This window comes from Magnetococcales bacterium (assembly GCA_015231175.1).
Classification (GTDB): domain Bacteria; phylum Pseudomonadota; class Magnetococcia; order Magnetococcales; family DC0425bin3; genus HA3dbin3.
Genome location: JADGBZ010000002.1, coordinates 20,608 through 45,422, shown reverse-complemented (window position 1 = coordinate 45,422; position 24,815 = coordinate 20,608). Strand labels below are relative to the sequence as shown.

Annotated in this window: 24 protein-coding genes; 16 read left to right on the top strand and 8 right to left on the bottom strand. The window is 57.9% G+C overall.

All coding sequences use genetic code 11. The annotated features are described in order from the left end of the window. The coding region (locus HQL63_00740) for an ATP-binding protein (GenBank protein ID MBF0175365.1) at window positions 1-396 on the top strand (396 nt) is incomplete at its 5' end. Between the two features lie 368 nt (window positions 397-764). After that, window positions 765-2,147, top strand: a complete 1,383-nt coding sequence (locus HQL63_00735) for a malonyl-CoA decarboxylase family protein (protein MBF0175364.1) — start codon at window positions 765-767, stop codon at window positions 2,145-2,147. Window positions 2,148-2,165: 18 nt separating this feature from the next. On the opposite strand, the gene HQL63_00730 is transcribed toward HQL63_00735, so the two are convergent. Then, a complete protein-coding gene (locus HQL63_00730) occupies window positions 2,166-2,396 on the bottom strand; it encodes a hypothetical protein (GenBank protein ID MBF0175363.1) in 231 nt (76 codons plus the stop codon). Between the two features lie 225 nt (window positions 2,397-2,621). On the opposite strand from HQL63_00730, the gene HQL63_00725 reads away from it, so the two are divergent. The 7 genes from HQL63_00725 to HQL63_00695 all read left to right on the top strand — a co-directional run bounded on the left by HQL63_00725 (window position 2,622) and on the right by HQL63_00695 (window position 8,229). Then, window positions 2,622-3,200 carry a DedA family protein gene (locus HQL63_00725; protein ID MBF0175362.1) on the top strand — a complete coding sequence of 193 codons (579 nt, stop codon included), beginning with the start codon at window positions 2,622-2,624 and terminating at the stop codon, window positions 3,198-3,200. Between the two features lie 13 nt (window positions 3,201-3,213). Then, on the top strand, window positions 3,214-4,326 hold the full coding sequence (locus HQL63_00720) for a BON domain-containing protein (GenBank protein ID MBF0175361.1): 1,113 nt from the start codon (window positions 3,214-3,216) through the stop codon (window positions 4,324-4,326). Continuing rightward, window positions 4,326-5,729: an FAD-binding protein gene (locus HQL63_00715; GenBank protein MBF0175360.1), complete on the top strand. Its 1,404-nt coding sequence runs from the start codon at window positions 4,326-4,328 to the stop codon at window positions 5,727-5,729. The genes HQL63_00720 and HQL63_00715 overlap by 1 nt, the downstream gene beginning before the upstream one ends. A gap of 179 nt (window positions 5,730-5,908) precedes the next feature. After that, window positions 5,909-6,364 (top strand): RNA polymerase-binding protein DksA, encoded by a 456-nt coding sequence (gene dksA, locus HQL63_00710; GenBank protein ID MBF0175359.1) that lies wholly within the window; start codon window positions 5,909-5,911, stop codon window positions 6,362-6,364. Beyond that, window positions 6,361-7,296, top strand: a complete 936-nt coding sequence (gene era / locus HQL63_00705) for a GTPase Era (protein ID MBF0175358.1) — start codon at window positions 6,361-6,363, stop codon at window positions 7,294-7,296. The genes dksA and era overlap by 4 nt, the downstream gene beginning before the upstream one ends. Continuing rightward, on the top strand, window positions 7,283-8,044 hold the full coding sequence (gene recO, locus HQL63_00700) for a DNA repair protein RecO (GenBank protein MBF0175357.1): 762 nt from the start codon (window positions 7,283-7,285) through the stop codon (window positions 8,042-8,044). Before era ends, recO begins: the two co-directional genes overlap by 14 nt. An 11-nt stretch (window positions 8,045-8,055) precedes the next feature. Continuing rightward, window positions 8,056-8,229, top strand: a complete 174-nt coding sequence (locus HQL63_00695) for a Trm112 family protein (protein ID MBF0175356.1) — start codon at window positions 8,056-8,058, stop codon at window positions 8,227-8,229. Between the two features lie 8 nt (window positions 8,230-8,237). Here HQL63_00695 and HQL63_00690 read toward each other — a convergent pair whose 3' ends face one another. The 3 genes from HQL63_00690 to HQL63_00680 are packed head-to-tail and all read right to left on the bottom strand — an operon-like array spanning window position 8,238 to window position 11,236. Then, window positions 8,238-10,037: a hypothetical protein gene (locus tag HQL63_00690; protein MBF0175355.1), complete on the bottom strand. Its 1,800-nt coding sequence runs from the start codon at window positions 10,035-10,037 to the stop codon at window positions 8,238-8,240. 24 nt (window positions 10,038-10,061) lie between these two features. Continuing rightward, window positions 10,062-10,907 (bottom strand): ankyrin repeat domain-containing protein, encoded by an 846-nt coding sequence (locus HQL63_00685; GenBank protein ID MBF0175354.1) that lies wholly within the window; start codon window positions 10,905-10,907, stop codon window positions 10,062-10,064. Beyond that, window positions 10,892-11,236 (bottom strand): hypothetical protein, encoded by a 345-nt coding sequence (locus tag HQL63_00680; protein ID MBF0175353.1) that lies wholly within the window; start codon window positions 11,234-11,236, stop codon window positions 10,892-10,894. The genes HQL63_00685 and HQL63_00680 overlap by 16 nt, the downstream gene beginning before the upstream one ends. Before the next feature lie 87 nt (window positions 11,237-11,323). Here HQL63_00680 and HQL63_00675 point away from each other — a divergent pair, with 87 nt between their 5' ends. The 5 genes from HQL63_00675 (at window position 11,324) to HQL63_00655 (ending at window position 17,778) form a co-directional block, all read left to right on the top strand. Then, a complete protein-coding gene (locus HQL63_00675) occupies window positions 11,324-14,185 on the top strand; it encodes a bacteriohemerythrin (GenBank protein MBF0175352.1) in 2,862 nt (953 codons plus the stop codon). Between the two features lie 52 nt (window positions 14,186-14,237). Then, window positions 14,238-15,572, top strand: coding sequence for a sulfite oxidase (locus HQL63_00670; protein MBF0175351.1), 1,335 nt, complete (start codon window positions 14,238-14,240; stop codon window positions 15,570-15,572). An 85-nt stretch (window positions 15,573-15,657) separates the two neighbouring features. Beyond that, a complete protein-coding gene (locus HQL63_00665) occupies window positions 15,658-16,365 on the top strand; it encodes a c-type cytochrome (GenBank protein MBF0175350.1) in 708 nt (235 codons plus the stop codon). Between the two features lie 77 nt (window positions 16,366-16,442). After that, the gene (locus HQL63_00660) at window positions 16,443-17,108 is read left to right on the top strand and encodes a hypothetical protein (protein ID MBF0175349.1); all 666 of its coding nucleotides are present in this window, start codon (window positions 16,443-16,445) and stop codon (window positions 17,106-17,108) included. A 76-nt stretch (window positions 17,109-17,184) separates the two neighbouring features. Next, window positions 17,185-17,778, top strand: coding sequence for a carbonic anhydrase (locus HQL63_00655; GenBank protein MBF0175348.1), 594 nt, complete (start codon window positions 17,185-17,187; stop codon window positions 17,776-17,778). A 291-nt stretch (window positions 17,779-18,069) separates the two neighbouring features. Here the strand turns inward: HQL63_00655 and HQL63_00650 are convergent, their stop codons facing one another. After that, the gene (locus HQL63_00650) at window positions 18,070-18,462 is read right to left on the bottom strand and encodes an FHA domain-containing protein (protein ID MBF0175347.1); all 393 of its coding nucleotides are present in this window, start codon (window positions 18,460-18,462) and stop codon (window positions 18,070-18,072) included. Window positions 18,463-18,513: 51 nt separating this feature from the next. Between HQL63_00650 and HQL63_00645 the strand changes: the two genes are divergently transcribed. Both HQL63_00645 and HQL63_00640 read left to right on the top strand, forming a co-directional pair. Next, window positions 18,514-19,539, top strand: coding sequence for a DMT family transporter (locus HQL63_00645; GenBank protein ID MBF0175346.1), 1,026 nt, complete (start codon window positions 18,514-18,516; stop codon window positions 19,537-19,539). A gap of 79 nt (window positions 19,540-19,618) precedes the next feature. Next, window positions 19,619-20,446, top strand: coding sequence for an alpha/beta fold hydrolase (locus tag HQL63_00640; protein ID MBF0175345.1), 828 nt, complete (start codon window positions 19,619-19,621; stop codon window positions 20,444-20,446). Window positions 20,447-20,551: 105 nt separating this feature from the next. On the opposite strand, the gene HQL63_00635 is transcribed toward HQL63_00640, so the two are convergent. From HQL63_00635 to HQL63_00625, 3 genes are all read right to left on the bottom strand, one after another. After that, window positions 20,552-21,433 (bottom strand): hypothetical protein, encoded by an 882-nt coding sequence (locus HQL63_00635; GenBank protein ID MBF0175344.1) that lies wholly within the window; start codon window positions 21,431-21,433, stop codon window positions 20,552-20,554. A gap of 176 nt (window positions 21,434-21,609) precedes the next feature. After that, window positions 21,610-22,674: a hypothetical protein gene (locus HQL63_00630; protein ID MBF0175343.1), complete on the bottom strand. Its 1,065-nt coding sequence runs from the start codon at window positions 22,672-22,674 to the stop codon at window positions 21,610-21,612. 29 nt (window positions 22,675-22,703) lie between these two features. After that, window positions 22,704-24,812, bottom strand: a complete 2,109-nt coding sequence (locus HQL63_00625) for a biotin/lipoyl-binding protein (protein ID MBF0175342.1) — start codon at window positions 24,810-24,812, stop codon at window positions 22,704-22,706. Window positions 24,813-24,815 lie beyond the last annotated feature (3 nt).

Sequence of the window (24,815 nt, the reverse complement as noted above, 5' to 3'; positions counted from 1 at the left end):
CTTGGCACCGGAAAATCCCATCTTGCGAGCTGTATCATCAGGGCGGCCATCGAAGCGGGACGTTCCGCCGCCTACCTGACAGTGACAGATTTGGTGATCGAGGTCCGGTCAACCTATTGCTCAGGGTCCAAGGTAAGCCTTAAGAATATCCTGGAGGCGTGGATCGGTGTGGATCTGCTGGTCCTGGACGAGGTTGGCCAGGCTGTCGGGTCTGAGGATGGGTGGTTGCTTTTCCATGTGCTGGATACGCGCTACAGGCGACAACGACCAACCGTGATCATCTCCAATCTGGATCCCGAGCGACTTGAACGCTGCCTGGGGCCACGCTGTATGGATCGCCTGCGGGAAGGGGGGATGGTTGTCCCGTTTACGTGGTCGTCGTGGCGATGCAGGTAGGCGGCGAACGTTGCCGGGTGATTTGCAAAAAGTGAAACGGCTGGTTCATTTTTTGTTTTTTTTGTTCTTCTTTGTCTGTTTCCTATCCTTGTTTTTCGCGATTCTTCAATGGGTTATTTCGTGATTCTCTGGTGTGGTGGGTATGACAATTTCACATTCTTTTTTTGGGAATTATGTCTATACTGGTGCTTGGCGTTTTGTTGGCCTCGAAGCCGGCGACGACGCAACCGGGCCGTTCGGTCGTTGGCCTCGCCTCACGCCCTGCCGGGCTTGGATGCAGTGGGATGGAGACAGGTGTGAGGCCGCGATGGAGATGACTCTCTCCGGATCTTGATCACGTGACCACTAACGAAGGGGGTGCCCATATCATGGATCAGGCGTGGTGGAATCAGATCATATACTCCGTTGCAGACCGTGGCCGTGAGTTGTTGAACATCAACACGACCGAATCGCCGATGACGCAGCTCAAGCAGATGTGTCGCGATCTTCTCTCCGGCTCCGGCGAAGCCAGGGGGACCGCTCTGGCCCGGGAAGTGGTCCGGGCCATGGAGAAACTGGACGAGCGGGGATGGGGGTATTTCCTGGAGACCCTTCACAGCGATTATGGCCCCAACGTCAACCGGCTCATGGCGATGGTCGATGCCTACCGGCAAAATCCCAACGACAAGACCCTTCTGGCCCTGCGGCAGGAGGTGGCTTCGCCGCGCCAGGAGTTGTTCCGCCGCATCAATCTTTCGCCCGGCGGCACGCAGGTGTTGGTGCGGCTGCGGGAACATCTGCTGCGCCTGCTGCCCAAGCGGCCCCACCTGGAGATGGTCGATGCCGATTTGAAGGATCTGTTTACCGCCTGGTTCAATCGGGGTTTTCTGGAGTTGCGCCATATCGACTGGCGCAGTCCGGCCTTGATCCTGGAAAAGTTGATCAACTACGAATCCGTGCATGCCATCCAGGGATGGGACGATTTGCGGCGACGCCTGGAGCGGGACCGCCGCTGCTACGCCTTTTTCCACCCGGCACTGCCGGATGAGCCCCTGATTTTTGTGGAAGTGGCCCTGATGCGCGGCATCCCCGACAAGGCCAACTCGTTGGTCAATCCCGACACGGCCATTTTGGACCCCAGCACGGCTGACAGCGCTATTTTTTATTCGATCAACAACTGCCAGTTTGGCCTGCGAGGCATCTCCTTTGGTAATTTTCTCATCAAACAGGTCACCACGGATTTGCAGGTTGAACTGCCGAACCTGAAAAAGTTTGCCACCTTCTCCCCTGTGCCCCGCTTTGCCGAGACCCTCAAGCGATCCGATCCAGAAGCCCCGTTCAACCCCCAACGGCTGCGCACCCTCCTGGAGGATCAAGCCGACGTGATTCGGCGCGAGAGCGGCAAACGGGATCTTCTGGAGGGATTTTTCACCCTGTTAAGCGAACCGGAACGCGCCCGGGCCCATTTGGCGAACGCCCTGGAAACCCTGGTTCTGGCCTACCTGGTGCAGGTCCGGCGCGGCAAATTGGCCTTCGATCCGGTCGCCTTGTTCCACCTCTCCAACGGCGCTCGTCTGGAAAGAATCAACGCCCTGGGTGACAGTTCAGCCGAGCGGTGGGATGCCTCCTTCGGAGTAATGGTCAACTATCTTTACAAGCCCGAGCAGCTCGAACGTAACCATGAGCGTTTTTTCGAGGACGGCAAAGTCACCCTTTCCCGGCAATTGACCAAAAAGCTGGGGCCGGTCAAAAGTGCCTGGGGCGCGTCTTGACTTGCCAACGTATTCCCGTCAGGGGTGACCCGTGATCACCCCGTTGAAATATTTTTCGACCTCCTCCCGCGTGATGGCGCCCACATCGAGGGCCTTTTGCACACCTTCCCGCAAAAAAACCGGGTCCAGCATGCGGTCATTTTGCAGACCTTCGGCGACCTTCCCCAACAAACGGGTACGGTTCTCGGGATAGACTGCCGCGCCGAGAATGGCTTGAAAAACGTGACCGGACGTGAATGAGTCGCTCATAACACCTCGACAACGGGAAACGTGGATCCAAATCTGCGGGGCCCTTCACCATCCAGGCACAGTACCGACGATAACGCAGCAAAGTCCAGATCTCGCGAAATGGCTGCCAATCGAAACGCGGCAAAGTCCAATTCTCGCGGAAAGGTTGACAATCGACCGGAATTTTTGTTGTGATAGCCCGTTGGCTGGGTGGCGAACATTTTCACAACTCTTCTGGTGAAATCCATGGAACAATGGGAGCCGTTGATTCGGGAATATGGTTACATCGTCCTATTCGTTGTGACATTTCTCGAAGGAGAAACAATCTTGCTGGTTGCCGGTTTCATGGCGCAGCAGGGTATTCTCGACCTGACGATGGTCGTCCTGACGGCGTTTGCGGGTACATTTTTTGGCGACCAGCTCTATTTTCAGGTAGGCTATCGCTGGGGAAAACGCATTCTGGGCCGTCTCAGCGCCACATGGCAGGAGCGCAGTCGGCGCGTGGAGCAACTGCTGCACCGTTATGACACATGGTTTATTCTGGGCTTTCGTTTCGTTTATGGCGTCCGCAACGTAACCCCCTTTGCCTTGGGTTCCTACGGGATCCAGCCTCTGCGTTTTTTTCTCCTCAACGGCCTGGCCGCTTTGATTTGGGCTTTAATCTTCGGTGTCTGCGGCTTTGTCTTCGGCCACACGATTGACGCATTTTTTGAACAAGTCAGCGTCTACGCCTACTTCATACTGGGTGGCCTGTTGGGGCTGGGAGTCGTGGTTGTGGCCTGGCGCCGCTTCCGGCAATCCGGCAAAACTGGCCAGACACCTTGATCAAGGAACAACCATGATGCGTGGTTCACTTATCCTCCTGTCAAGCCTCATCTTTTTGCTTTTGGAAGGTTGCGTGCCGGTTGCCATGGTGAGCGGCGCCGCGACTGCCACAGCCGTTTTTGGCGAGCGCCGCGGCTCCTCTGGATTTTTGGAGGACAACTGGGTAGCCGTCAAGATTCGCAACACCTATCTACAGAGCAACAAGGTCTCTGCCGGCAATGTCAATGTCTCGGTCTATCGCGGCAAAGTTCTCCTCACCGGGGTGGCCGCCTCCGAGGAGGAGATTACCGAGGCCAAACGCATTGCCCAGGAGACGCAGGGGGTCAACAAGGTTATTTCCGAGTTGAAAGTCCAGTACGCATCGGCATCGGACATTGCGTTGGATATCTTGATCAGCAACAAGGTCAAGATGAAGCTTTTGACGGACCGCGATGTGCGGGGTCTGGATTTTCACGTGGAGACCACCAAAGGTGTGGTCTACATCATTGGCATGGCCCGCACCATCGGCGAACGGGATGCCGCTGTAAAAATTGCCAGCGAAGTGGCCAAAGTCAAGCAGGTTGTCTCCTACATCGATATCGACCCCAAGGCCTATCCGGTCAACCCGGATGCCTCGGAGGAAACCCCGGCGCCCCAGATCAGCAAAAATCGCAATGCTTCGGACATTCTGGAGGACAACTGGGTTGCCATGAAAATTCGTGGCGCCTACGTACAAAGCGACATCGTCCACGTTGGCAACATCGATGTCTCGGTCTATCTGGGGCAGGTTCTTCTCACCGGTACCGCATCCTCTGAAAAAGAGATTGCCGAGGCCATCCGCATCGCCAAAAACACCATGGGAGTGTGGGAGGTCATTTCGGAACTGAAGGTGGAACAGGTGACCACCTCGGATCTGGCTGCGGATGCCTGGCTCACCAACAAGGTCAAAGTGGCGCTTCTGGCGGATCAGATCGCCAGTGGATTGGGCATTCACGTCCAGACCACCAAGAAAGTGGTCTACCTGACCGGCGTGACCGCAACGATCATGGAACGGGATCGCGCCCTGGAGGTGGCCCGCAATGTATCCGGGGTGGAAAAAGTGGTCTCCTACGTAGACATCGAAGCGGATGCCCAGCGGAAAAAGTGATGGTTCGATTGCCGGAAGGATTCCTGGCCGGTTTACAGGCCATTGCAGCCGGTTCATCGGCGCGTCTGCTGACCGATCCGGCCTCCCTGGAGGCTTACGCCTGGGACAACACCGGCATCCGCCTGCGTCCCCAGGCCATCTTCATGGCAACCACAACCGCCGCTGTCGCAAAAACCCTGGCGCTTTGCCAGGAGATGGCGGTCCCGGTCACGCCACGCGGCGCGGGCACCGGCAACGTGGGGGGTTCGCTGTCGCTCCAGGGTGGTTTGGTTCTCTCCACGCAACGCATGAACCGCATTCACGAAATCCGCCCACAGGATCGCCTCGCTGTGGTGGGCCCCGGCGTGGTCAACGCCGATCTGCAATCTGCCCTGCAACCCCACCATCTTTTTTGGCCGCCGGACCCCTCCTCGGCCCGGGCCTGCACCGTCGGCGGCAACATCGCCATGTGTGCGGCTGGCGCCAACGCCCCCCGCTATGGCGTAACCCGCGATTGGGTTCTGGGGCTGGAGGCAGTCCTCGCCGATGGCACCATTATCCAGACCGGGGGTCGGACCACCAAGGGGGTGGTGGGTTATGATTTGACCCGCCTTTTGATCGGCTCCGAAGGCACTCTGGCCATCGTGACCCGGGCAACCTTGCGCCTGGCTCCACTCCCGCAGGTGCGTCGCCTCCTCCGGGCCACCTTTGGCTCCGTCCCGGATGCCACCCAAGCCATCTCTGCCCTGATGATTGAAGAGACCCCACCAACAGCCATCGAGTTCATGGATCCGGCCTGCCTGGACATTTTGCGGCAAGTGGGTCAGATCGCCCTGCACCCGGACGCCCGGGCCATGCTGCTCCTTGAGGTGTCCGGCGATACCGATGCGGTGGCATCCCTTGTCCGGCATATCCTCACCACGCTTCAGCACTACCACCCCCTGGAAGTGATCCAGGCCACAACCCCGGAAGATGCCGCTTCCGTGTGGGAGGCCCGCTATGCCATGGCGCCCACCCTGAAAAAAATAGCGCCGCGCCGCATCAACGAGGATGTAGTCGTCCCTGTTTCACGTCTGCCGGAGCTGATCGAAGGCCTGGCGGCCATTGCCCATGAGACCGGCATTCCCATCGTCAATTTTGGGCATGGGGGAAACGGCAACATCCACGTCAATCTCCTGGCCGACCCCAAGAATTCCCACAGCCTGGACTATGTCAAGCCGGTCCTCGACCGGATCTTCTCCCTGGTTCTCGCTCTGGAAGGAACCCTGTCCGGTGAACATGGCGTCGGCATGCAGAAAAAAGCCTTCATCGACCAGGAGATCCCCGGACCGACCCTCGACCTGCAACGCCGCATCAAGGATTTGTTCGATCCAAAAGGGATCCTCAACCCGGGAAAAATCTTCCCCCCTCCGCCAGGCATGTGACGTCAAAGCGCGTTTTGAATTGACCTGCTGTGCAAAATCCTCTATCATCTCTGTTTTTAGAAATAAATGCCGGGGTATTTCCGTTGCAGATGCCGCCGTCCGCCAGCAGATCCCAACCAGTCATCGGATCTTTGGCCTCTTCGATATGAAAAGGGTCTTTTGCCCTGGAGAAACAGACCATGAGCAAAATTGCCGATATCCACGTCCCTGACGGGTACCGTCCCTCCCCGGACGAACCTTATATGAGCCCTATTCAACGTGCCTTCTTCCGCAAGTTGCTGCTGGAGTGGAAGAATCAGCTGATCGAGGAGGCCGAGAAAACCGTCTCGATCATGAACGAGGAGAAAGCGATCTTCGCCGACCCCACGGACCGCGCCAGTCTGGAAACCGATCGTAATTTTGAACTGCGCACCCGGGATCGGGAGCGCAAGCTCATCTCCAAGATTGACCGCACCATCGATAATATCGAAGCGGACGATTACGGGTTTTGTGAAAATTGTGGCGTGGAGATTGGCCTGCGACGCCTGGAAGCCCGTCCGGTTACCGACCTGTGCATCGATTGCAAAACCAAGGAAGAGCATCTGGAAAAAGTTCGCCGTACCAACAATGCCGTCGATGATGATGAAGAGCTATGAAAGCCGGAGCGTCCTACCGCTCCGGTTTCATAGCCATCGTCGGACGACCCAACATGGGCAAGTCGACGTTCCTGAACCAGGTGTTGGGGCACAAGGCAGCCATCGTCACCCCCAAGGCCCAGACGACGCGCACGCGCATCCTGGGTGTGGTACACCGTCCTGACGGTCAGATGGTCTTTTTGGATACACCGGGAATCCACCAGGGAAGCCGTCACGCCCTCGACAAGGTCATGATGCAAACCGCCTATGGGGCGTGCGACGATGCCGACCTGATCCTCTACTTCATCACCGCCACGGCGGGGGCCACCGAAGAGGATTGGGAAATCCTTGCCCGCCTGTCAGGCAAGAAGCAACAAACCTTTCTGGTGGTCAACAAGGTTGACTGTATCCCCCGGCCTCTCCTGCTCCCCCTGCTCTCCGGGTGCGAAGCCAAGGCGACGGAGCTTGGCATTGCCATCGCCGAGTTTGCCCTGATATCGGCCCTGACCGGAGAGAATGTGGGCCACCTCATGTCCCGGATTTTTTCCCTCCTGCCCATGGGGCCGGCCTACTTTCCGGACGACCAGTGGACCGACCAGCCGGAACGTTTTATCGCCGCTGAAATGGTGCGCGAAAAACTGTTCATGCATCTGCAACAGGAGTTACCCTACCATGTAGCCGTCCAGGTTGAAAGCCTCCAGGAGGCGGACGACCAGATTCACATCGCAGCGCTTATCCTTGTGGACCGTGATTCACAAAAAGGGATTGTCATAGGCCGGGGCGGCGCCATGCTGAAAAAAATTGGTACTGCCGCCCGTCATGATCTGGAACGCTTTCTGGCTTGTCGTGTACACCTGAAGCTCCAGGTGGTGGTTCGCAAGGGGTGGCGGGGCAACGTGCGCCTGCTGAATGCTCTTGGCTATTGGGAAGGGTCGGATCGTGAAGTGCAGTGATCAAGCCCTGGTGTTACGCCGCATTCCCTTTCAGGAAACTTCCCTCGTGATCCACTATTTTTCCCGGGAGCGTGGCACGCAATCCGTCCTCGCCCGAGGTATCCGCAGCCGCAAAGGGTCCGAGCGGGCTGCGCTGGCCGGGTTTCACACCATCAACATTCTCGGTCATTTCCATCCGGCCCATGCGTTGGGCACTCTCCTGCAAACCGACATCGTCCGTGGGCGCCACTCTCTGCGAGAGATACCCCTGGCCATGGCCTCGGCCCAGGTCATTCAGGAGATGATTTACCGTTTCCTCCCTCCCGGGGATCCCCATCCGGAATTGTTTGATCTGACAGAAACAGTCCTGGATCAATTGGATGCCAAACAAAGCCCCCTGGCACTCCTGGCTTTCATCCAGGGTGTAACCCTGCGCACCATCGGTTACGGTTGGCGCACCGACTCCTGCGCAGGTTGCGGCCATACCGAACCCTTGACTTTTTTTTCGGTGCGGCGGGCCCAGACGGTTTGCCAAACCTGTGGCCTGCCCTATACCCGTCATATTTTTTCCATCAGCCCCGCTGAACACCACGCCATGGCCACCCTGGACTGGCCGAATGGTTTTGCCCCATTATCACCCGAGGAGCATATCAACCTGTTCCGCATCAGCAGCGCCGGCCTGACCCGATTCGGTGGCCGACTTCTCGACGCCGAACGCCACTTTCGCCACCTGATCGGCCTGGAACCACTCCCGGACACCTCATCATGAAGGAATGCTCCATGATCGACAAAGAGTTGTTGGATATCCTGGTCTGCCCGCAATGCAAGGAGTCTCTGGAGTATCATCCAGAGGCCCAGGAGTTGGTTTGTCGCCATGAAAAATTGGCTTTCCCGATCCGGGATGACATCCCGGTCATGCTCCTCGATGAAGCTCGCCATATGGAGGGGACATGATATTCCGGTTACGGAACCATCCGGGCCGCTGATCCAACGTCGGGGCAAAACGTTCCGGCGAGACGCTTCCAGACCTCCTGGTCAGAGTCTGGATCATGGGCAAACAAGCGCATCAGGATGCAGCGCTGCGGAATCAGCCAAGGCTGGGCGCGAAAAGTACGCAAAAAATGCCCCTCGGCTTCGACACTCTCTCCCAGTGCGACCAGGACCACACCCAGATTGAATGCGGCCTCCATGCTCTCCGCTGCATAGGTTGAAGAGGATCCTTCCGGTACATGCGGATCGACGATAGACCGCAGCAAGGGCAGCGCCTGAGAAAATGCCTTTTCCTGGATGTGCATCATGGCCATCTTGAGCCGTATCCTGGCCACTTCGGGGTGCATCCGGGTCATCTCGCTCAGCATCTGCAAGGCAGCCGCCTTGTTGCCACGCCGGTAAGAGATATCCGCCTGCAAGATGGCATAGTCGATCTGCCCAGGCATGATGGCCAAGGCCTGTTGCACCTCCTTCGCGGCTTGTTCCAGGTTGCGCTCTTCCATGTACAGACCTGCCAACATGTAGTGGGCGTAATGGTTGTTCCGCGTGGTGGCAACGGTGTGTGACCAGAGCGTCATGCTGTCGCGCCAGAAGCCGATCTGATTCCAGGTCAAAAAAGCACAGACCATCAGGAGCAGCCCGGTCGCACCTGCCATGACCTGGGGCCTGAGCCGCCAGCGGGTTGCCCAGGCATCCACCTCCCACACCAGAGCCGTGAAGAGGCCCATGTGTGGCAGGTAGGTAAAACGGTCCGTGGTAGCATGCCGACCCGCGTGGATCACCCCCGACACCAGCAACAACGTCCCGAAAAACCACAACCACCCCAGCAAAAGCCAGGGACGTGAACGAGCCAGCCGCCAAACCAGAGCCGTTCCGGCCAGAAGCAGCCCAACAGCGCCCCCCACTTCCAGGAGACCCGGTCTCACCAGGGGAAATGGGTAGAGCGGGGCCAAACCAACAGGCCAGAATGTGGACACCAGATAGTGTATGTCGTTGACCAGGGCATAGGGGAGCAGATCCAGGAAAGAGACCCCGTCCGGGGCAAACGAGGGGGTCTCATAGACGCGGAAAGTGACCCACATGATGCCGATCATGATGGGTAAATAAAACACTTTTTCCAGCAACAGAGGCAACCATGGCCGCCGCAGGCGTCCCAGGGGCCACCCATCCAGGAGCAACAGGAGAGCTGGCAAGGTGATCCACATGGGTTTGGCCAGCAAACTGAGAAAATAACAGACCAGGGAAAGGGCAAGCGGCCTCACAACCCGGGAGTCCAACCCGGGCAGGTTCGCATCCCGCGCCCGGGCAAAAATGACGTACTGGTGCAGGGAGAGCAGACCAAACAATGCCGCCAACAGCTCCTTGCGCTCAGTGGCCCAGGCGACCGCCTCGACATGTTGTGGATGCAACGCAAACAAGGCCGCCACGGCCAACGAGGGCCAAAATCGCGCCGTCATGCGATGCAATAAATACAGCAACAACAATGTATTGGTTGCATGAATCGCAAGGTTGACCAGATGAGATCCCGCCGGATTGACCCCAAAAAGAGTCCGATCCAGCTGGATCGACATCCAAGTCACGGGGATCCACTGGTGAACCGTATCCGTATCCGCCCACGCCCAACGCAGGAACGCCGGGGAGAAGCCATCCTGGAGATGGGGATTCAGAAAGTAGATCAGGTCATCCCAGTTGACCCAGTCACCAAAGATGACCCGCGCATAAAGGAGCAGGAGGAAGAGGAGAAGCAACTGCGCTGCACGGCGGGAAGGCAAGGAGCTTCTCCCCTCTCGTCTCTATCAACCGGCCAATTCTGCCTGCGAAAGCACCTGGACAACACCTTCGTGGCCATTTTCTCTGGCGATCGCACGAGCTGTCAAACCATCTGCATCGCGCAGCAGCGGATTGGCGCCCGCCTTGAGAAGCCGTTGCACCGCACCCACATGGCCACGCTCGGCAGCCAACATCAGGGAACTGTCTCCCGACTTGTTTTGCAGATTGACATCAGCGCCCCCCTTCAGAAGCGCCTCCACGGAGGCCAGAGAGCCATGCCGCACGGCATCCATAAGAGCCGTGTTCCCACTGCGATCCCGATGATTGACCCGGGATCCAGCCCCGACCAGAAGCTGGATCGCAGCCACCTGGCCATATTTCGCCGCCTGCATCAGGGGAGTCCGCCCGCTCCGAGTGGTTGCGTTCGGGTCAGCCCGATGCGCCAGGAGTCCATCGACAACAACCGGATTTTCCCATTGGGAAGCGAGGATCAGGGCCGTCTGTCCCCAGACGTTGCCAGCCTGGACATCCACACTGGAGGCCAACAGCTTTTCGAGAACCGGCACATTCCCCTCGCTGGCCGCCCACATCAAGGCAGTCATGTTGCCCGGCCCCACATCGTTCAGACCCTTTCCCTTGGCCAACAAAAGGTCGACCTGCCTCATATCCCCCTCCATGACCGCCATGGGGAGGGGGTTGCTCTGAGCAGTCACCTGTTTTTCCACACCCGAACGATTCATGAACAAAAGCGGCACGACAGCTGTTGCCATGAACATGGCCAAAAGGGCAGCGAAAATCACCTCCAATAAATCCAGCAGATGGTGGGAGTGATGGTGGTGCTTGTCGGTGCCGTGGGTCAATATCGTAGCCATTTTGCTGACTCCTCACTCTGGGCATGGGCAGAAAGGTGACGGACTCGACCAAGCCAAGCATCTTTATTGTTCACTGCGTCAAGCTTGTTGCGACCGTCCATGATTTTGGCGAAAAACCATTGCAAGATATATACCAAGCCCCCCAGAAAACCGACACCCTGGATCCCGATGCGTTGCCGGGCGATCGATGACCCCTTCAAAACGACATCAACCTGGTTCGTCAAAAGCACGACATGCAACTTGCACCTGTTTTTGACACCTGTTCGCTGGCAAAACGTGCAGCGCGCCCGGCGTCCGATCAATTCAGGAGGCCTGTTTCGTTTATGCATGACCCGGTGTATCCTCGCGGTGGATGTCGGTTTCGTTGCCTGTTCACCTACCCACACGACGGGTCTCTCCAGACTGGATCATGGCCCATGAAAACAAACATGGTCGAAAAAGAAGATCATATCATACAGAAATTCACCTCCCCCTTCAGGCGAATGGACCTTTCTCACCTGACGATTCGGCAACGGCTTTCGCTGATCCTCGTTCTGGGGATCATGAGTTCCCTGACTCTGGGTGGATTGGGTCTCGGAATGATCAAGGCCCAAATGCTGGAAGATCGGGAAACCAAAACACGCCACGTTGTGGAAACGGCCTACGGCATCCTGGAGTTTCACCATGCCCGGGAAAAATCCGGCCTCACCTCCAGGAGTCAGGCGCAAAAGGAGGCCATGGCCACCATCTCGGCGTTGCGCTACGGCAAGGATGACTATTTCTGGATCAACGACATGCACCCGCGCATGATCCACCATCCGATCAAGCCCGAATTGGACGGGCAGGATCTCTCGGAAACGAAAGATCCCGACGGAATCCACTTGTTCCGGATCATGGTGGAGAAGGTCAAAAAGGATGGTTCAGGATTGGTCGCATACTCCTGGCCCCGTTCGGCTGGCTTGGCCCCCGAGAAAAAAATATCCTTTGTCAAAGGATTCGGACCGTGGGGTTGGGTGATCGGGTCCGGCATCTACCTGGACGACGTGGATGCTGCGTTCTGGGCCAATGCCAGAACCGAATTGGCTGAAATCCTGCTCCTGATGGCCATTCTGGCCGGCGGCACCCTGCTGATTGCCCGCAGCATCCTTGAGCAGATGGGGGGTGACATCCGGACGATGGTGGATATCCTGCATCGCCTGGCCACCGGGGATTTGACCGTCCGCTTCACCGATCCCAGCGGCAAAACGCACGGAATGGCAAATTCCATCAATCGCCTGGCGGACAATGTGGAACGACTGATGCGCATCATCAGCCTCCACTCCGGCAGCATGACAGCCTGCGCGACCGAAGTGGTCAAGATTCGCAATCAGGTCCGCGATGATGCCACCTGTTCCCAATCTCTGGCCCGGGATGTTCAGGAACAGAACGTCGTTCTCAACCAGGAGATCAACCAGGTCGCCAACGCCGTCCAACAGGCCAACGCCAACATCAACACCATCGCCGACGCTGCCGACATGGTGGCCAACAATGTCAACACCATTGCAACAGGTACGGAACAAGCCAGCACCAACATCAATACCATCGCTTCGGCAGCCGAGCAGATCACCGCCAATATCGGCGGGGTGAATCAAAGCCTGGAACAGGTGGATGGTTCGGTCAAAACCGTCGCCTCCTCGGTCCAGGAGATGAGTTCCGCCATCATCGGGATCAGAGAACTCTGCCTGGCAGCCAGCCGTGAATCCGAGCAGGCCAATCTCAACGCCACGGAAAACCAGACCGTCATGAAGGAACTGGCCAACTCCGCCCGCGAGATCGGTCATGTGGTAGAGGTGATCAACAACATTGCCGAGCAAACCAACATGCTCTCCCTGAATGCCGCCATCGAGGCCGCCGGGGCAGGTGGAGCCGGCAAGGGTTTTGCCGTCGTTGCCAATGAGGTCAAGGAACTCGCCCGGCAAACCGCCGATGCCACACGCATGATCTACGAAAAGACGGAAGATATTCGCCAAAAAACCGAAGATGTCACCCGGGCCAGCGCCGAAATCACCGAAAGTATCCAACGTATCAATCAGGCCAATGCAGAAATCACCACTTCGGTGGATACCCAAACCAAAACGATCGAGGGTATCGCTCACTCCATGGCTGCCGTGGCCGAAGCCGCCGAAGAAGTGACCCGCAACACCCAGGAACTGAACATGGCTGCCGAAGACGTGGCACGGGCTGCCGCCGAGGCTGCCACCGGCACCAGAGAGGTCGCCCGGTCAGCCGCCGAGGTGGCTACGGCAGCCGGTTTTGTGGCCCAGGAGAGTCGTGAAGCCAAGGAGTTCGCCGCATCCATTCTTGCATCCGCCAACCAAACCATGGCCATCTCCACAACAGTCGCCGATCGGATGGATCAAGCAACCCAGACTGCCAGCATGATGATGGGATCGGCCATCCAGTTCCAGCGCATGGGAGATGTGTTGCAAAACATGAGCGGGGCCCTCTACGCCACCCAGGCCTCCTTGACCATGTCCCAACCTCCCTTCAATGTCCGCCGCGCCAAGGGCTTTTTTCTGGATCTGCAAAGCCGGCTGGAGATGGCCAGCACAGGCCGGATGGAACTCTCCCCTGACGATATTCCAGGCGCCGACCAAACCGAACTGGGCGCCTGGATCCACAACGCCGGACAGACTCGATCTGGCGAACACCCATCGTTCTCGCAACTGGCCCAATACAACCGCGCCACTCACGATCTGGCCCGCTCCCTGGCCATGTCCATGGCAAAACGGGATCGTGTCGATGCCACCGTCATGAACCTTGAAATGGGCAAATACCTGCAATCCTGCCGGGAACTTTTTACCCTCATGGACGCCATCTACCGCAACGAAAGCGAAAGCGCCTCCCATGACGGCCAGTTCTTCCCCTGGTCCGAACAGTTGGCGACCGGCATCGATTCCATCGATGTTTCCCATCGTAAACTTCTGGATCTACTGAATAATATTCACAGAGCCATGGAGCAGGGACGCGGACAGGAGGCGATCGGTGAGATCCTCTCCGAGCTGCTCCAGTACACCTCTACCCATTTTGATCACGAAGCCCAACTGTTTCGTCAACATCATTATCCGGAAACGGAAGGACATCTCGCCATACACACCAAACTTGTCGCCCAGGTCGCTCAACTGAACGAAAGATTCAAGGCCGGCGAGTTTACCGTGGCCATGGAGACCCTCGACATCGCCAAATCCTGGTTGCGGGATCACATCATGGAGCAGGACATGAGGTATGTTCCCTTCCTGAAGGCAAAGGGGGTAACCTGAGCCGCAGCCAGAATCACCACCAGTATCGATTTTTTCGCCGAGGCGACATCATATGGGGAACAGATTCGTGAACGATCATTCGGGAAAAATCTCCTTGCCACAAAATATGCTGCAACAATATGCCCAGGATCCCGTAGCGGCTGACAAGGATTTTTTTGGCCGGATCGCGGAAGCTGATCGGCGCGGCTTTCTGAAAGGGGCCGGCCTGGCTGCCATGTCCGCCATGCTGGGAGCCGCCATCCCCTTCTCCCGCGACATGCCTTCCGGCTTGATTCCCATCGCCATGGCCGAGGAGGCTTTGGCCGGTATGCCTGGCAAAGAGGGGATGACGGTATTGGGCGACAAACCCATCAACATTGAGTCGCCGGCACATCTGCTCAACGATGACATCACACCCACCTCCCGGCATTTTGTACGCAACCATGGCAGCGTGCCGGAGCAGGTCGATGGCGCCGCCTGGACCCTGACCATTGATGGCGAGGTGGAGAAGCCCCTGACCCTGACCATCCGCGACCTGCAAAGTCAATTTCCCGTGGTCTCGGAACTGGCCACCATTGAATGCGGTGGCAATGGCCGGGCTTTTTTCAATCCCCCTGCCAGGGGCAATCAATGGACGGTCGGCGCCGTCGCCTGCGCCAAATGGACCGGGGTGCGTCTCGCCGATGTCATCAAGGCCGCCGGCCCCAAACAATCAGCCCTTTACACCGCCCACCATGGCGCCGACCGCGACCTGGCGGATCCCGACAAACCCGCTCTTTCCCGCGGCATTCCCATGGAAAAAGCCATGGAACCCCACACCCTCATCGCCTTTGCCATGAACGATGGCCCCATTCCCTCTCTCAACGGGCACCCTTTGCGCCTGGTTGTTCCTGGTTGGGTCGGCTCGGCATCGCAAAAGTGGCTGAATCGCATCCAGTTGCGCGACGTGGTTCACGACGGCAAGGGGATGACCGGAACATCCTATCGCCTGCCCGAACGCCCCCTTCAACCCGGTGAAGAGGCACCCGAGGCCCTGTTCTCCAGGATCATCACAGCCATGCCGGTCAAGTCCCTCATCACTTCTCCCCAGAGTGGTACCAAAGTTGACGCAACCAGCAAAAAAGTCGCGGTACGTGGTCACGCCTGGGCCGGGGAGAATACCGTGCGTGAGGTTGTACTCTCCATCGATTTCGGCGCCACCTGGTTCAAGGCACACCTCTCCGAAGCCGCCAACAAATATGCCTGGCAACATTGGAACGCCGACATCACCTTCCCCTCAGCAGGCTATTTCGAGATCTGGGCCCGCGCCACCGACAGCATGGGAAATGCACAACCCTTTGCCATTGCCTGGAATCCAGGCGGATTTCTCGGCAACGCCATGCACCGCATCGCCGTGAGGGTGGCTTGAAGGGGACGCGCCCGTGATACGCCCGAACCTCATGCTCGTTTTCACATGAACCCTCATCGCCACTCCGGCTTGAAGGGGAGCAGCCATGACACGCCTGGATCTCATTCTCGTTTTCATGCTGATGCTCATGGCCACCCCGGCACGAGGCGATGACCTTCGGGATTCAGTCGATCAAGGCAAGGATGTCTATCGAAGAAACTGTTTTGCCTGTCACCCCGTCAGCATCGGAGAGGGCCATCGGATCGGCCCCAATCTGTGGGGCATTGTGGGACGCAAAGTGGCATCCCTGCCCGGCTACCCATACAGCAATGGATTGAAAGCCTGGGGGAAAAATGCTCCGTGGGACATGGCCATGCTGGATCGCTTTCTGGCCTCCTCTGCCGGCCAGGTGCCCGGCATCCGGATGAAGTATTCAGGCTTGCCTGACACCGACCTGCGACAAAATCTATTGGCGTTTCTGAGCACACGCTCCGGTTCAGGCGCCTCGGAGTCTGATCGGGATGCGGTCGTCATGCCCTTGGATTGGGGTGGATTGCCAGAAGGAAACGGGCGCAAGGAGGTTTACTTCGCCTGCCAGGGGTGCCACTCCCTGATGCTTGTCAAACAGCAACGGCTGAACCGCCGCGTCTGGGATGAAACCCTGCGATTGATGGTGTCCGAAAAAAAAATGCCTGAACCCTCCCGCGAAGCCCGGGAGAAAATACTCGACTATCTGGCCAATAATTTTGGCGACGCCACGCCACGCCCCAGCACCCTCATGACGCCCCCTCCCCTGCCCGTACCACCACCGTGAGAAGCCCCTGCGAACGCAACAAAATAGCATGACGCCGTCACAAAAATCGATTACTGTGGCCCCGGGAAGGGTGGCTGATGTTCGACAGTCAAAAATCCGGCCCGCGCTCGTGTTGCCTTGGCTCGATATTGGAGTTGACGATTCCCATGTTCCGCAAATACCGTGTTCTGCCTGCCAACAAGTTGGGCTTTTCTCTGGCCTCGGACGAGTTGGTCATGCAACAGACCATCCTGAGTGGTTGTGTCTACATCCTTCCTGTTTGTTTGGGCCTTGTGGCCCTCTTTTTTCTGGGCTTGGTCAACCTCAAGATCAGGCACCACTTTTTCTCCCTCCCCTCCCTGCAAGAGTTGTTGCTGACCGACTCACCACCGTTGCATCTGCTCCCCCTGGCCAGATTTGGCTTGACCGGCCTGTTCTTCTCCGTGCTGGCTACCATCGTTCTCTTCGCCCGCACCATCTGGCGCCGGGAGTTTACCCGATTGACCCTGACATCACGGCGAATTGTCCATCAAACCCGTACCTGGCGTCTGCACACACAAAGCTGGCCATTGGTCCAGGGCACGACCATCACGCTTCAAGAGCACCCCTGGCCGCTCCTGCGCCATCGTCCCTGGAAAAAACACTGTTTCTCCCGCCTCGTCATTCGGGACGAAATCGGACGCGAGACACCTTTGGCTTTTGTCCGGGATGCGGAAATTTTTCAGAAAACCGCCCATCGACTTTGTCAGGCCAAGCCGTCGTAGGCCCCCCTCGTCGCCGGCACTCTCCCCAAGAAGGTTTGGTCAACGTTGTTGCTGCGATTTTCCGTGAGATACAATCATGATTCCAACCAAGCTTCTCGACGGGTACAAGAGATTTATTTCGGGATATTTTTCCCATAACCAGGCAGCACTGCACAAACTGATCGAGGGACAGGCGCCGGAAGTGGCAATTGTTGCGTGCTGCGACGCCCGCGTCGACCCGGCCTTCATTTTCGATGTCTCCCCCGGGGACATCTTTGTCATCCGCAATGTTGCCAACCTTGTCCCCCCGTTTGAGGCCGAAGGACATTATCACGGCACCAGCGCAGCCCTTGAATTTGCCGTTACCAAACTGCTGGTCAAACACATCGTCATCCTTGCCCATGCCCGCTGCGGGGGCATCCAGACGCTCCTCGACAAAGATGACAACGTACCAAGCGACTTCCTCGGCAAATGGATGTCCATCGCCCGGAAGGCCAGAGAAAGCGTCCTGCAACACAACCCAACCATGAGCGGGCAGGAGAGAGCCCGCGCCTGCGAAAAGGCCGCAGCCCTGCATTCGCGTGGCAACCTCATGACCTTTCCCTGGGTCGCCGCCCGGGTCAAACAAGGCACTCTGACCTTGCACGCCTGGTACTATGATCTGGAAAATGGCTCCCTTGAGCAGCTGTAAACGTCACCATTCATCACCCTTGCAAGAAAAGCTTGGACATGAAAGCCTTTGTCGGGGCTTCGCCCCGAACCCCACCAGGACGCTGTCCTGGACCTGCCAGGGAGCCAGCCCCCTGGACCCCGTAACACTTGGACATAAAAGCCTTTGTCAGGGCTTCGCCCCGAACCCCACCAGGACGCTGTCCTGGACCTGCCAGGGAGCCAGCCCCCTGGACCCCGTTTCGTTGCCGGGTGGTGAATCGTTACCTGTAAACAAGCAAACCCCGGGTGGATGTTGAACAAATATTTCCGCTCAAGGCAAATCCGATGTCGGCACGACACTCGATGAAAAGTCGGCGTCGGGCACTCCAGTCAACTCGGCCCAATACTGAATTTCCGCACTCATGGTCAATCCTGGCCGGACACCCAGGCTGATCAGGCCTCTGGCCTCCAGCCTCGCTCTGCCCCGGACAAGGTGAACGACCGCACGCTTGTTTCCCAAAAGATAGGTTCCATTCCGGCTGCAATCTTCCAAAAAATAGTGTCCCTGTTCAAAAGAGACGACCGCATGAAATTTGGACACCTGGTTCCCTGCAACCACCAGATCCATATCCGACCGCCGACCCATGGTGAGACGCTGGCGCAGGACGCTCACACCGTAACGGCGTTCCATATGTTGAAGAATCAAGGTATATTGTCGGTCCATGGCAGCATTTCCACAAACATCTTGAGCCCCACCCGCGTGTAACTGCACAACGTGCCCGAATCCAGAGAGTCCATCCCCGATCCTTCCGATGCAACAAAAGATCCACTCTTGATCAGCCACGACTTTGCCCATGTCCGGATGCGCTCCCTACTCCTCGCAACCCGGCAGCGTTGGTCTGACTCCCCCTCCAATTTACATGGTATTGTCTGGATCCTCCTCTCCGGAGCCGCTTTTTCGGTCGTGGGAGCCATGGTCAAGATCATCGGACAGGATATTCACCCATTTCAAATTGTTTTTTTCCGCTGCCTGTTTGGTTTGTTGTGGCTTGCCCCCTTTTTGTGGCGACAAGGCAGGGAGATCCTTCGCTCGAACCGGCAGAGCATGCACATGATGCGGGCTCTGGTGGGTACAACCGCCATGGTCACAACATTCTACGCCTATGCTCTCCTCCCTCTGGCCGATGTCACGGCCCTCTCTTTCACCACGCCCTTGTTCATGATTCCTTTGGCGCTCCTGTTTCTGGGAGAACCCAACGATCCCCGGCGCTGGGTGGTCACCTGCATCGGCTTTTGCGGCATTCTGGTCATGGTCCGTCCTGGCGCCAAGGGGTTCGATCCCTTGATTTTGATCGGTGTCCTGAGTCCTTTTTTGATCGCCATCGTCACGACCGTCATCAAGAAAATGACGGCCACGGAAAAAACCATGACGATTCTGGGCCGTTATGCCGTCGCCTCGACCGTGTTCTCCTTTCCATTGGCCTGCCTCTTCTGGAAGTCGCCCAGCATGCAACAATTGCTGCTGCTGCTTTTGGTGAGCGGCATCGCCACAGTGGCCCAATCCGCCCTGGTGCAGGCCTATGCCGTCGGTGAAGCCACCATGATCGCCCCTTTCGACTACACACGCATCCTGATCGCCGGGTCGATCGGGTACTGGTTTTTCCAGGAAATCCCTGATGGGCAGACCATCCTGGGGGGGGTGATCATCATGGTCAGCAATCTTTGGCTGATCTGGTACACCACCCGGGGGAAAAAAACTGGCCAAAACATTGCTAACGCTCCCTGTGGGAAATCAACCTGAAGGGGAGACCCCGTGCCTGGCCCCGGCACAACCCTCCCGGCGCCTGCTGGCACACCCTTTTGCATTCGACACCTGGTCCATGAAACTGGAAATTCTCTCTGCCCTGCCTACGGGCCACCCACGTCCCTACAATCTGCTCTTTGTCCACGGCATGTGCGTGGGCGCCTGGGTTTGGTCGCCCCATTTCCTGCCCTGTTTTGCAGAGTGGGGTTACCCTGCCCATGCCCTCAGCCTGCGCGGCCATGGGCGCAGTCCCGGCGCCGAGCGCATCGGCTGGTACACCCTCGCCGATTACGCCGACGATATCGAGACAGCCCTGCGACAATTGCCGGGACCAACCATCCTGGTTGGTCACTCCCTGGGTGGGGCCGTGGTCCAGGAGTACATGCGCAATTCCGGCCACAAAGTGGCAGGCATGGTTCTCATGGCTTCGGTACCACCCTACGGATTGACCCCAGCGGTCTGGCGCATGTTTTTTGAAAATCCGGCATTGTGGTGGGAGCTGGCTGTCCTCATGTTTGCCGGAGCCCGCCGTGTGCATCAGCGCACGGTACGAGAAGGACTCTTCTCCCCCGGCTTCCCTGACCAGGATTTTCGCCATTTCGTCCAGGAAGCCGGTAACGAATCCTGGGTGGTGGGCATGGAATTGATGGGGTGGCGCCCTTTTGCGCCTCTGCCCAATTCACTGCCCAACGTGCTGGTCCTCGGCGCAGCCAACGACCGCTTCGTACCCGTTTCCGAAGTGAAACTGACTGCCTCCTGGTACGGAACCGAAGCCATCATCCTCCCCAACACCGCCCATGCCATCATGCTGGAGCCCCGTTGGCAGCAGGCTGCCCAGGCCATGCTGACATGGCTGGAAAAACTGGAAAAAGGCCTGCCGTCGCCCGCCACTCCCCCTGCGTAGAAGAGACAAACCGGCAGGTCCATCCACCATCCGGGCCGAGCCCATGCGCGGGAGCGCCTCTTCGTGCCGTGCGTTGTCGGTGATCAAGGGTGATCTTTCGGCTCTTCATCCATGCTTTCGGCCTCGACCTCGCTTTCGGCCTCGACCTCTCCAGGAGGATCTCCCGAACCAGCCCCCCCCCTGGCCTCTCCTGGATTTATTGTAGGCATCTATGAATTGTTCCGTGACCGTCCCAACACTTTTCCAGAGTTGAAGATCCCCGGGTGAGGAGACTGTCACCGGGTGCCCATCGACAAACTGCCCTTCATAGACCCGGCCATTGACAAATTTAAAGACACCCTGTCCCGTTATCCGGCCATTGACCACATCCCCGACATAGTCGTTGCCGTTGGCAAATGTGCAATGACCTTTTCCGGTCCTGATGTTGTCGACAAAATCCCCCTCATAGACATCCCCGTTGACAAATTTGAGGAGGCCCTTCCCCGAGAGTTTATCGTTGACAAACTCCCCTTCGTAAACATTGCCGATGAGATATTTGTAGACCCCCCTGCCATGGAGCTTCCCGTCCACGACCTCCCCCTCGTAGACATTGCCATTGTCAAATTCGTAGACCCCTTTGCCGGTTATCGGGGCATGCATGGGACCGGCCTCGATGACTTTTCCGGCAGCGGTCCGGAAAGTGCCCTTTCCGTTGGAACATTGCATGCGGGCTGTCAATTTTTTCTGGTTGAACCTTTTTTCATAACTCTTCTGGAGAACCGTAAAGTTCAAACACTGGCCAGTGGCCTGAAGGATCAGCTCTCTCTCCATCGCTTGATTGCCGGTCCGATCCGCAGCGACAATACTGAACTCCCATAAATCCTGTCCAATCTGGCGTTTGAGCGGCACGAAAGCACACCCGGCCAGAATCATGAGGGTCAAACCCGCGATCCCCCGCCACAACCATCCCATCCCCCTGTGGGAGACCGACATCCTGGCACCCATCATACGACCCTCCTTGCACAGCCGCCAAAAACTTAACTATTTATATCTCTTGCGAGAAAAAGCCCGGACATGAAAGCCTTTGTCAGGGCTTCGCCCCGAACCCCACCAGGACACCGTCCCAATCCCTGCCTGGGAGCCAGCCCCCTGGACCCCGTTTCGTGGCCGGGTACACCTTCTTTTCAATGACCAGACCGACTTTGCCCCAAACGCAACCTCTTTTTAAAGGCCTTTTGTGTGGTCTGATCGGTTGTCAGCAATAAATCGGGATCCATGACCCATCCAGAGGGTTGTTGCTCCACCACTTTGGCACGGCCCTGGACCTGCATATTCCCGACAGATAGACGCAGGTTGGTCACATCAACCTGCGACGCATGCCTGGCGACATGGAGAGTCCCCTGCTCAACAACCCAAGGCGCGTCGTCCGCAGGCGCCTCCGCACCAACGGCGTGGGTCAGTTGCCGCAAAACCCCCCGGGCCTCCTGAAGCCAAAACAGGAGAGGGTCCGCCGTGGCAGAGGGTCGCCCGGAAGTGACCGGCGCCTCGATGCGGCCAACCCACATCTGCCACACCTCGCGGCCCGGCGTGCTATCCAACACCTCCAGAAGCGGGTCGCTGACCTGGATCCCATCGACCTCCAGGGTGGGCATGCCCATGCGACCCGGACAGTGCCGATTGCCCGAAGCGCGCAAGGTGGAAAATTTTACATGGTGCAACGGCGGCAGGCCGGGAATACCTTCCGGCATCCTGGGCAACGCGCCATCTGCTGCGGCCAACTCCCAACGATTCCCGCCATCCCCTTGAAAATGAATATCATGCAGGCTTCCCTCCGGTAAAGCCACCTGCTGGATCCGCACATCGATCCCCTTGCCCACCATCCATGCCGTGACCCCTTCCATCCGTACATGGTGCAAGGGCAACCGCATCCCCTTGAGCGCCGGAGATTGGGTCCAAAGCGAGACCAGGTCCACAATACGCTGCGGATCCCCGGCAAAATAATCCAATTGCAACATCACCTGCACCGGCGCCAACGCAAGAATGCCCAACCTGCCCCGCATCTGCATGTCAGGCTCATCCATCTTGAGGATTTGTTCGAGCAACCCGGCCTTGGACTGCGGCAGCGCAGCCATCTGGATGGGAGCAGCCTGGCAGAGTGGATCCCCCACCGGTGTCGCCGGATCGGCAACAGCCCGTGTCGGCCATGCCAGAAAAAAAACAATCAGGATAGGACGGAATAGATGGATCATTTTGGGCCACTCGTCAACAAAACATAAACCTAAAACCCGCTCTCGCGCACAAAAGCACTGTGGGCTGTGCGATACAGAGCGCCAAGAATGCTGAGGGGTTCACCAGGCAGGTGCGCCGTGCCGCGCAAGATATGGATCATGCCGTGGTCGGGGAAGGCGACGGGTTCGAGAAGAACCTGATAGACCGCCGTAAGGGGTATGGCCTCGCCTTGCTGGTTGGCCCTGGCAGGCAACTCACCACCCAGATGCGAACCCAGCCAGGGATGGTGCAACTGCTTGGCATTGGCCCCCTCGACACGCATCACCCTTGCTCTCACAGGGGGAAGCTCGCCGATTTCCGGAAAAAATTTCGCTTCGCCGCCAAACAGGATCTGGTCGCGCCGCGTCTCTTCCACGTAGGCCTCGATGACCCAACGGTGAAAGTGGGCCAACTCCAACAATGGCTCGTTGGTGCCAACCCAATCGCCAGGGTGCAGATGCTCCAGACGATGGACAACCTGACCCGCTGTAGACGCCACCAGGGTAAGTTGCCCCTGCTGGCGAAGGAATCCCTGATTTTCCGCCAGGCGCGCATGCAACTTTTGCCGAATATCCCGACGCTGGTCCAACAGATCCACCTGAATGGCATGCAGGGAGAGTTGCTGACGCAGCAGGGTGATTTCCGTCTGTGTCCGCCTGATCTCATGGGCAAGATCCGGCGAGGAGAGTCGGGCCAGAACCTGGCCCGGTCGGACAACATCCCCCCGGGTCACCTCCCAGGCATCCAAACGGGCTGGAACAGGTGCATACAAGCCGGGAGGATGCTCGGGCCGCAACAAGGCCGGAACCTCGATGCGATGCTGCCAGGGGTGCAGAAGAAAAAAGATCAATCCGCCAACGGCCAAAGCAGTCAACAAGGTATGCAGGTTGATGTGCAAACGCTGGCGCAACCGCCACCACACCCCCAACTCCAAAAACACGGGCCGCACAATGAACCAACCCACTTCCACCAACATCAGAGCCACTCCCAAGAGTTTGAAAAAATAGTAGTAAACCAGCAGGGCGATGCTCAAGAACAAAATCAGCCGGTAGATCCAGGAAAGATACGCGAAAAGGATCAAAAATGAACGGATCGGGTGCAAGTCGGGTTCGGGATCCGGTTCCCCCAACCCCAACAGCAGCTCGCGCAGCCACCAACGTCCCAAAGTCCCGGAGCGGGCATGGAGATTTTGTACCTCGATCCAGTCCGAGAGCATGTAATAGGCATCGAAACGCAAAAAGGGGCTGAGGTTGACCATCAAGGTCAGGGTCCAACCGCTGGTGGCCAAAAAAAAGGCCGCACTGCGGGCAGGTCCATCCGGCAGAAAATTCCACAGCAAGGTGGCCCAGGAGGCCAAAACCAGCTCGGCGGCCATCCCGGCCACGCCGACAGCGAGCCGTTGCTTTCGCTCCGGAAGTTTCCACACCCCCGTCACATCCGAATAGAGCACCGGCCACATCACCAGAAAGGCCACCCCAACGGATGGAACAGAGCAACCATACCGTTTGGCAGCCAGTATGTGCCCAAATTCGTGTACAACCTTGGATACCGTAATAGCCAAGGCCAGAGCCATGGCGCCCTCCACGGAAAAGCTTCTCGTCAGGGTGGAAAAAAAAAGCTCCCACTGGCGGCCTGCCAGAAACAGGCCGGTCAGGGTCACGACCAGCATGAAAAGCCAGAATCCCCGCGTGAAAGCCCATGCCATGGAGGGCAGAATGGCGGCCAGAAAACGGTCCGGTCGCAACAAAGGTATCCGGAAAAAAAGGTAGGCGTGAAATAAAACCTGCAACCAACCCTGCTTTGTCCCTGCGGATTGTCGCCGCAAACGGGCCAAATCGGATCTGCCCTGGATGCGCACCAGATTGTGGGCCGTCAAAAACCGGGCCACCTCCAAAACCTGTTCCGCCCGCACATGCAGGGGCGTTTCCAGTGACGTGCGTGCTGCAATCTGTTCGGCCCCGCCCATGTTCCAACGGGAGAGAATCTCAAACTCACGCCAACCAATGCGAAAATAGTGGTTGCTGGCCGGATCGTGAATGGTCCATGTCGGGGCATGGGCGCGGGTGCGCGGGCCAGGAAAGAGGTGGAGCTCCTCCCGCAAAGGTGGGAGGGTGGTCATGGC

What these genes read in the sequence shown, in the direction of transcription:
- HQL63_00735 (MBF0175364.1), top strand. Translation starts at nt 765, where the DNA reads ATGGATCAGGCGTGGTGGAATCAGATCATATACTCCGTTGCAGACCGT.
- HQL63_00730 (MBF0175363.1), bottom strand. Translation starts at nt 2,396, where the DNA reads ATGAGCGACTCATTCACGTCCGGTCACGTTTTTCAAGCCATTCTCGGC.
- HQL63_00725 (MBF0175362.1), top strand. Translation starts at nt 2,622, where the DNA reads ATGGAACAATGGGAGCCGTTGATTCGGGAATATGGTTACATCGTCCTA.
- HQL63_00720 (MBF0175361.1), top strand. Translation starts at nt 3,214, where the DNA reads ATGATGCGTGGTTCACTTATCCTCCTGTCAAGCCTCATCTTTTTGCTT.
- HQL63_00715 (MBF0175360.1), top strand. Translation starts at nt 4,326, where the DNA reads ATGGTTCGATTGCCGGAAGGATTCCTGGCCGGTTTACAGGCCATTGCA.
- dksA (MBF0175359.1), top strand. Translation starts at nt 5,909, where the DNA reads ATGAGCAAAATTGCCGATATCCACGTCCCTGACGGGTACCGTCCCTCC.
- era (MBF0175358.1), top strand. Translation starts at nt 6,361, where the DNA reads ATGAAAGCCGGAGCGTCCTACCGCTCCGGTTTCATAGCCATCGTCGGA.
- HQL63_00695 (MBF0175356.1), top strand. Translation starts at nt 8,056, where the DNA reads ATGATCGACAAAGAGTTGTTGGATATCCTGGTCTGCCCGCAATGCAAG.
- HQL63_00685 (MBF0175354.1), bottom strand. Translation starts at nt 10,907, where the DNA reads ATGGCTACGATATTGACCCACGGCACCGACAAGCACCACCATCACTCC.
- HQL63_00680 (MBF0175353.1), bottom strand. Translation starts at nt 11,236, where the DNA reads ATGCATAAACGAAACAGGCCTCCTGAATTGATCGGACGCCGGGCGCGC.
- HQL63_00675 (MBF0175352.1), top strand. Translation starts at nt 11,324, where the DNA reads ATGAAAACAAACATGGTCGAAAAAGAAGATCATATCATACAGAAATTC.
- HQL63_00670 (MBF0175351.1), top strand. Translation starts at nt 14,238, where the DNA reads ATGGGGAACAGATTCGTGAACGATCATTCGGGAAAAATCTCCTTGCCA.
- HQL63_00665 (MBF0175350.1), top strand. Translation starts at nt 15,658, where the DNA reads ATGACACGCCTGGATCTCATTCTCGTTTTCATGCTGATGCTCATGGCC.
- HQL63_00660 (MBF0175349.1), top strand. Translation starts at nt 16,443, where the DNA reads ATGTTCGACAGTCAAAAATCCGGCCCGCGCTCGTGTTGCCTTGGCTCG.
- HQL63_00655 (MBF0175348.1), top strand. Translation starts at nt 17,185, where the DNA reads ATGATTCCAACCAAGCTTCTCGACGGGTACAAGAGATTTATTTCGGGA.
- HQL63_00650 (MBF0175347.1), bottom strand. Translation starts at nt 18,462, where the DNA reads ATGGACCGACAATATACCTTGATTCTTCAACATATGGAACGCCGTTAC.
- HQL63_00640 (MBF0175345.1), top strand. Translation starts at nt 19,619, where the DNA reads ATGAAACTGGAAATTCTCTCTGCCCTGCCTACGGGCCACCCACGTCCC.
- HQL63_00635 (MBF0175344.1), bottom strand. Translation starts at nt 21,433, where the DNA reads ATGATGGGTGCCAGGATGTCGGTCTCCCACAGGGGGATGGGATGGTTG.
- HQL63_00630 (MBF0175343.1), bottom strand. Translation starts at nt 22,674, where the DNA reads ATGATCCATCTATTCCGTCCTATCCTGATTGTTTTTTTTCTGGCATGG.
- HQL63_00625 (MBF0175342.1), bottom strand. Translation starts at nt 24,812, where the DNA reads ATGACCACCCTCCCACCTTTGCGGGAGGAGCTCCACCTCTTTCCTGGC.